At 31.3% G+C, this 5,691-nt stretch carries 9 protein-coding genes; all 9 read right to left on the bottom strand.

Going from position 1 to position 5,691, the window contains the following annotated elements; translation table 4 throughout:
* Positions 1-134 precede the first annotated feature (134 nt).
* Genes rplQ through secY form a run of 9 tightly spaced genes read right to left on the bottom strand, consistent with a single transcriptional unit; the run spans position 135 to position 5,521 of the window.
* Positions 135-506, bottom strand: coding sequence for a 50S ribosomal protein L17 (rplQ, locus tag ACNF36_RS02840; RefSeq protein WP_323176688.1), 372 nt, complete (start codon positions 504-506; stop codon positions 135-137).
* Positions 499-1,515 carry a DNA-directed RNA polymerase subunit alpha gene (locus ACNF36_RS02835; RefSeq protein ID WP_418303657.1) on the bottom strand — a complete coding sequence of 339 codons (1,017 nt, stop codon included), beginning with the start codon at positions 1,513-1,515 and terminating at the stop codon, positions 499-501. Before ACNF36_RS02835 ends, rplQ begins: the two co-directional genes overlap by 8 nt.
* 17 nt (positions 1,516-1,532) lie before the next feature.
* Complete coding sequence (rpsK, locus tag ACNF36_RS02830) at positions 1,533-1,922, bottom strand: 30S ribosomal protein S11 (RefSeq protein WP_257089267.1); 390 nt, start codon at positions 1,920-1,922, stop codon at positions 1,533-1,535.
* 2 nt (positions 1,923-1,924) lie between these two features.
* Positions 1,925-2,293 (bottom strand): 30S ribosomal protein S13, encoded by a 369-nt coding sequence (gene rpsM, locus ACNF36_RS02825; protein ID WP_257089265.1) that lies wholly within the window; start codon positions 2,291-2,293, stop codon positions 1,925-1,927.
* Between the two features lie 19 nt (positions 2,294-2,312).
* Positions 2,313-2,426, bottom strand: coding sequence for a 50S ribosomal protein L36 (rpmJ, locus tag ACNF36_RS02820; protein WP_257089263.1), 114 nt, complete (start codon positions 2,424-2,426; stop codon positions 2,313-2,315).
* Between the two features lie 12 nt (positions 2,427-2,438).
* Complete coding sequence (gene infA / locus ACNF36_RS02815) at positions 2,439-2,654, bottom strand: translation initiation factor IF-1 (protein WP_257089261.1); 216 nt, start codon at positions 2,652-2,654, stop codon at positions 2,439-2,441.
* On the bottom strand, positions 2,655-3,401 hold the full coding sequence (gene map / locus ACNF36_RS02810) for a type I methionyl aminopeptidase (protein WP_323176689.1): 747 nt from the start codon (positions 3,399-3,401) through the stop codon (positions 2,655-2,657).
* 57 nt (positions 3,402-3,458) lie between these two features.
* Positions 3,459-4,133, bottom strand: coding sequence for a nucleoside monophosphate kinase (locus tag ACNF36_RS02805; protein WP_323176690.1), 675 nt, complete (start codon positions 4,131-4,133; stop codon positions 3,459-3,461).
* Positions 4,127-5,521, bottom strand: a complete 1,395-nt coding sequence (secY, locus tag ACNF36_RS02800; protein WP_418303656.1) for a preprotein translocase subunit SecY — start codon at positions 5,519-5,521, stop codon at positions 4,127-4,129. The genes ACNF36_RS02805 and secY overlap by 7 nt, the downstream gene beginning before the upstream one ends.
* Positions 5,522-5,691 lie beyond the last annotated feature (170 nt).

Below are 5,691 nucleotides of genomic sequence, written 5' to 3'. Positions count from 1 at the left end.
TTAGTTGTTTCATAATCACTCCTTAATATAAAAAACACAAAATACGACGTTGTCCATATTTTGTGTCCCAGTTTAGTTTGAATGTAAACTGATATTTATATATAAAACTCATATTTATTATTAAAAAGTAAAGATTAAACTAATTCAATAATTGCCATACGTGTTGAATCACCTTGACGGCGAGGTAATTTAATAATTCTTGTGTATCCACCGTTTCTTTGTGAGTATTTTGGTGCAATATCATCAAATAAGTATGATAATACAGCTTTACCATCTTTAGTTTTAATTGGACGTAAGAAACCTGCAACAGCACGTCTGTTTGCTAATGTAGGGTTTTTAGCTTTTTGAATCATTTTTTCAGCGTGTCTTCTTAATTCTTTTGCTCTTGTTAAAGTTGTAACAATTCTTCCGTTTACGTATAATTCACTAACAAGTGAACGCATCACACCGTTTCTTCATTTAGTGTCACGTGAATAGATTTGTGTTGGGTTTGCCATATTACTCATCTCCTTCTCTTAATTCAAAACCGTAATCTTTAACTTTATCAATGATTTCTTGAATTGATTTTCTACCTAAGTTCTTTGTTTGCTCTAATTGTGAAACTGTAAGTTCTCTAATTTGTGATAATTTAGTTTTCTTAATTTTTCTAAGTGCGTTAGCTGAACGAACTGATAAGTTCATTTGTGAAATATCGATATCATCTTCTTGTTTTTCTTCTTGTTTTTCAACGATTTCTTCAAAGATATCAACTTTCATTTTATCTGTGTCTCCGATTACTTCAAGAAGACCAATTAAAATGTCAGCTGCTTGTCTAAGAGCATCTTTTGCATCTACTGTTCCATCTGTTTCAATGTTAAACTCAAGTTCTTCTTCAATTCTGTTTGAAGCTGAGTTCATTTCTTTGATGTTGTAGTAAACTTTTTTGATTGGTGAGAAGTTTGAATCAACTGCGATAAATTCACCTTTTTTAATGTCACTCATTGGAGCTAAATCATCTTTTTTACGTTTAGAAATGTACACTTTGTTTTCATCAAATGAAACAAATCCACGTCCTGAACGTAAGTAAATTTCAACATTAAGAGCCTTAGCATTCATAACTGTAGCTAACTTAATGTTTGTATCAATAACTTGAACACCTGGGTGTGAAACTACTTTAAGTGATCTTGAAGTAACTTCTCCAGGAGCTTCTGATTGTAATGTAACTTTTACAATTTCATTGTCTTTAACAATGTTAGGGTTGTAAGCAAAACGAACTTTACGTAAATTCATTAATAAAGTAATAACATCTTCTGTAACATCTTTGATTGTTTGGAATTCATGATCAACACCTTCGATTTTAACTGCAAATGGTGCTAATGATGAAATTGTTGATAATAATGTTCTTCTTAAAGGAACAGCTAATGTATTACCAAAACCTCTTTCAAGACCTCTTAATACAAAAGTTGTTTCAGCAACATCATCTCTTTTGTGGATTACAGGTTTATCTAAGTAAACCAATTTTTTCATTTTTTCCATTGTTTACCTCTTTTGAATTATTTTTTCATACGTTCACGTTTTAAGATACGTTTTGGTGGTCTTGTTCCGTTGTGTGGAACTGGTGTAACGTCTTTGATTTCTGTTACTGTAATACCGCTAACTTCGATTTGTTTTCTAGCAGCATCTTTTCCAGCTCCAAGACCTTTTAATTCAACTTTAACTGTTTTGATTCCGTGTTCTTTAGCAGCTTCGGCAGCAGCTTGTGCAGCTAAACCAGCAGCATATGGAGTTTTCTTTTTAGTACCTTTGTATCCAATTGCTCCTGCTGAACTTCAAGCAATAACATTCCCGTTTTCATCAGCAAAAGTAACAATTGTGTTTTGGTTTGTTGAGTGGATGTGTGCTACACCACTTGTAATGTTCTTTTTCTTAGTTTTACGAGCCATTATTATTTACCTTTCTTTCCTGCTACAGTTTTTCTTGGGCCCTTACGTGTACGAGCATTCTTTTGAGTACTTTGTCCACGAACTGGTAATCCTTTACGGTGTCTCATTCCACGGTAGCATTTGATTTCCATTAAACGTTTGATGTTTAATGAAACTTCTCTACGTAAGTCACCTTCTGTTGTGTAAACTTTAGCTGCTTCACGAATTCTTGATAATTCTTCTTCTGATAAATCTTTTACACGAGCATCTTCGCTAATGTTTGCTACTTTACAAATTTCTTTTGCTAATGTTCTTCCAATTCCATAAATGTATGTTAATGAAATAACAACACGTTTATTGTTTGGGATTTCGACGTTTAAAATTCTAGCCATTTAAAATCCTTTCTAACAATTACCCTTGTCTTTGTTTGTGTTTTGGTTGAACACAAATAACACGGATAATTCCTCTACGTTTAATGATTTTACAGTCTTTACACATTTTTTTAACACTTGCTCTAACTTTCATTAGTTCTCCTTATTACTTGTGTCTGTAAGTAATACGTCCTTGTGTTGTATCATAAGGACTTACTTCGACATCAACTGAATCACCTGGTAAGATACGAATGTGGTTAATTCTCATCTTTCCAGAAATATGAGCTTTAATTGTGATGCCATTTTCAAGTTCTACTGAATAATCATCAATTGTAAAAACTTCTTTGACAACACCTTTTATTTTAATAGCATCTTTTGCCAATTAGATTCCTTTCGTTAACACGATTCCTTTTCCATTTTTGATGAGTACAGTGTGTTCATAATGAGCTGTTCTTGTATTATTGGCGCTAACTATTGTTCACCCATCTCTAAGTTGAATAAATTTATTAGTTTGGGCAATCATTGGCTCAATACAAATTACCATACCATCTTTAAGTAATGGACCAGTTCCTTTTTTACCTTCATTGAAAATATTAGGATCTTCATGCAATCTTCTTCCGATTCCATGACCACAAAAGTCTCTTGGTGTAAATAAACCGTGCTTATGGATATATTCACCTATTGCATAAGATATATCACCTGTTCTAGCACCTTTTTTAATCGCTTTTAATCCAGCTTCAAAAGCTCCTTTGGCTACATCAATAAGTTTCTGATCTAGAGGTGAAACTTTTCCGACTGGTTTAGTGAAGGCGCTATCACTATAAAAACCTTCTCAGATGCATCCTAAGTCAACACTAACAATGTCACCTTCTTCTACAATACGATCTGTAGGTATTCCATGGATCAATTGTTCATTAACTGATATACATGCAGTACTTGGAAAACCTTGATAACCTTTAAATGCAGGTTTGGCTCCACGTTTGATTATTTCTTTAAAAGCCAATTGATCAATATCTTTTAAAGAAACCCCTGGTCTTACAAAGTCTCAAACTATTTGCTTGACTTCTGCCAAGATTTGACAAGATTTGGTAATCTTTTGAATTTCTTCTTCTGTTTTTACTCAAGACATAATTAGATCACCTTTCTCTGTAAAAAATAAAATAATCTAACATATATGTTAGATATTTTAAAGTTTATTTATTTTATCACTTTTTTGCAAAATTTCAAGTACCTGTTTTGCAACTTCTTCAGGTGTAGCTGAAGCATCTACAACTCTTAATTCATCGAGTGATTTGTAGTAGTCAATTAATGGTTTTGTTTGTTCTTCATAGATTTTTAATCTGTGTTCAATACGTTCAGGTGTGTCGTCTGCACGTTGAATAATTTGATTAGAACAAACATCACAAACACCTTCTACTTTAGGTGGTTGGAATTCTACATGGTAGCCTGCACCACAATTTACACATGTTCTTCTACCACTTAAACGCTTAATGATTTCTTCATTATTTACTTGAAGCTCAATAACCACAAATTCAAAGTCTTTAAGTGAATTTAAGAACTCGGCTTGAGCTTTAGTTCTAGGAAAACCATCTAGGATAAAAAATTGGTTATTTTCTTTTAATTTTAAGATTGCATTTTCAACAATTTTATTTGTGATTTCATCAGGTACATATCCACCTGTTGTCACAATATTTTGAACCTTAAGACCAAGTTCAGTTTTTTGCGCTATTTCGTTTCTAAAAATGTTACCTGTTGATAAATGAATTAAATTGCTTGTTTTTGACAATAAAGAAGCAACAGTACCTTTTCCTGCTCCTGGTTGTCCCATAAAAATCACATTTTTATTTATTTTATTTATCATAATAAACCTTCTACGTTTTCTGCTGAGTTGCTTTCAATATTTTTGATTGATTCTCTTTTTGCTTTTGATAAATTATTTGATTTAATTCTTGCTTGTAATTGCCCTACTGTTTCAAGTGCGACACTTACTAAAATCATAAGTCCTGTACCACCAAATGAAATTACACTAGGTAAAATACCAGCCATAATTTCAATAAATTGCATACTTCCTAATGCTAATAAATAGAATGATGAAAACACACTTAATCTAAATACAATCCCAATTAAGTAATCTTGTGTTTCTTCTCCTGGTCTTACTCCTGGAATAAATGTTGAATTTTTAGCAAAATCTTCAGCTATCTTATCAACTTTTGATTGTTGAATTCCCATGACTAATGAAAATGCAAAAATGACAACTATAAGTAATGTAAATCCGATTGGTTGGGTAAATTGCATATTTTGGTTAATTCATTGTTTTGATGCATTGTCATCTGGTAGTATGTTTGCAATCATTGTTGGGAATGATAAAACCATCATAGCAAAGATAATAGGCATAATTCCGGCTGGATTTAGTTTAATAGGTAAATAACCAATGTCTTTTTTAGATTTAGATCTACCTGCTCCTATTTGTTGGATAGGTATATATCTTTCTGCTACATAAACAATAGCTATAATCATTAAAACAAGTAAGTAAACAAGTATATATGTAAAGAAATTGACTATACCAACAAGTTCCCCACTTGAACCAGATAAATCAACACCTATGTAATGTAAGAATGCTTCTTTAAATTGGAATGGTAATCTAGCAGCAATACCTGTGAAAATAATTAAACTTGTTCCATTTCCAATTCCTTTATTTGTAATTTGTTCTGAAATAAATAAAGCAAATAATGAAGCAGAAGTTAAAATCATCGGAATCATAAAGAATGTTAAGAATTCTTTTGACACAATTCCGTATCCATCCAACTCAATGAATTGACTATTTCCATTACCAAGCGTTTTAATTAAGAAAACAGCTTGTGGATAAGCAATAACAATTGTTAACAATCTAGTAATAATATTTATTTTTCTTCTACCTTGCGGTCCACTCTGACTTAATTTATAGATTGGAGGGAATATTTTTGATTGTAAAATCATCATTATAAGAGAAGCATTAATAAATGGACTAATACCTAAAGCAAATAGTGAGAACTGTCTAAGTCCTCCACCGCCAATTAAGTTTAATGTATTTAAAAAAGAGTTACTACTAATTGCGTCTTCATTTTTAATTTTTACAAATGGTAACGTTATAGTCGTTCCTAAAATATAGATAGCCAACATGAGTAAAGTAAAAATAGCCTTCTTCGTTAAATCCTTATTTGTGAAGAATGCTCTTAATCTATTTTTTGTTTTATAGATTAAATTACCCAATGTGCTTGCCCCTTTTTTAAAATATATTGGTATTATATAACAAAATATTTTTTTTCATAGTTTGAGTTAATAAAAAAACACCATTAAAGGTGCTAAATATTCTTTGAAAACTGAATAGTTATTTTAATAATTCATTAAAATGTCTGAATACATCTTAATATACTTTTAAA

This window comes from Mycoplasma sp. 4463, assembly GCF_048381515.1.
Lineage (GTDB): Bacteria > Bacillota_I > Bacilli_A > Mycoplasmatales > Metamycoplasmataceae > Mycoplasmopsis.
The sequence above is the reverse complement of the archived record's forward strand: the minus strand, read 5'-3'. Positions and strand labels throughout refer to the sequence as shown.